Annotated in this window: 1 protein-coding gene; it reads right to left on the bottom strand. The window is 42.4% G+C overall.

Annotated elements, in window-relative coordinates; genetic code table 11:
• Positions 1–331: 331 nt before the first annotated feature.
• Positions 332–961, bottom strand: a complete 630-nt coding sequence (locus tag CHB71_RS18665) for a hypothetical protein (RefSeq protein ID WP_089358486.1) — start codon at positions 959–961, stop codon at positions 332–334.
• Positions 962–1,081 lie beyond the last annotated feature (120 nt).

Here is a 1,081-nt window from a genome sequence, read left to right as displayed (position 1 = left end):
TGGCTCCATAAATTGCAAATCCAAGCAAGACAAGGGCAGTTAAGTTAAATGGAGTGATGAATTTTCTCATGGCAGAGATCTAGCAGCTAACGCCAAGCTAGCAGGAGTGCGCCCCGAGCTTGGCAAGTTCCGATAAAACTAATGAATCTGCCGGTGCTTCCAAAGTATCAAATAACCACTGCGCCTAGAAAGATAAAAAACCCTGCGAGATGCGCTAAGTAGAAAGCACCGCACTTCCCCAGCGGCTGATTCATGGTGAAGTTTGCACTGAAGTATGTAAAGTGGCAGTTGGCGCATTCGTGCTAGCGCTTGTTACAGGTATGTTTTGTTCCTATTTATAGTCGAATTTCTTCATTTCCTCACGAATCTGAGCAATTACCATCATCAGTTGATTATTGAAGTTAATGTAGCTCGATGAGACTGCTTCCATAAGGTTGTTTAAATCCTGTTCGGATTGAAGATAGAGTCGATAAGCCGCCTGTTCCAAGTCCGTTCCTATAACGGATTCATAATGTTCGTAAGCGGTATCCCGATTATCTGTTAGAGGTTGAATAGATCCTAGGAGGTTGTAAAAGTCCTTTATTACTTGGTTCTGGTTAAACTCAGTTATTAGGTCAAAATAAAGTGTTACTGAGTTCGCAACGATGAAAGAAGCGTTATTGGCAACCGCAAGTTGTTGCATTGCCTGTTCGTGAAGGTTGTTCTGAAGAAAATCCTCAACATCGTTACTCTCGTTGTGGATTCTACCATACAGAACGGATAAGTTAACAAGAGCTCCTGAGAGTATTGTGTATTGAGTTATAGTTGCCTCCGCAGCAGCCAACTTCTTCTCGAAAAAACTCTTTTGAAGTGAGTATTTGTGTTCCTTGCTTTTTTGGAGGATTTCCAAAAGTTTGGTAACTACAACAGTTAAGATAGAGCCAATCAGGCCACCAAGAATTCCTGTCCAATATTCAGTCATAATTTTCGAGTTGCGGCAATTACCTGTAACGTCTAACTAGCGAGAGTATGCCCACCAGTTGTAAAGAGCACTAAACTAGCGAAACTGCCCAACCTCCGCAACGGTATCCACGAAGAACTG

Origin of the sequence: Ekhidna lutea, assembly GCF_900188325.1 — a bacterium.
Classification (GTDB): Bacteria; Bacteroidota; Bacteroidia; order Cytophagales; family Cyclobacteriaceae; genus Ekhidna; species Ekhidna lutea.
Note: the sequence above shows the minus strand (reverse complement) of the source record. Positions and strands in the feature narration are given on the sequence as shown.

What these genes read in the sequence shown, in the direction of transcription:
- CHB71_RS18665 (WP_089358486.1), bottom strand. Translation starts at nt 961, where the DNA reads ATGACTGAATATTGGACAGGAATTCTTGGTGGCCTGATTGGCTCTATC.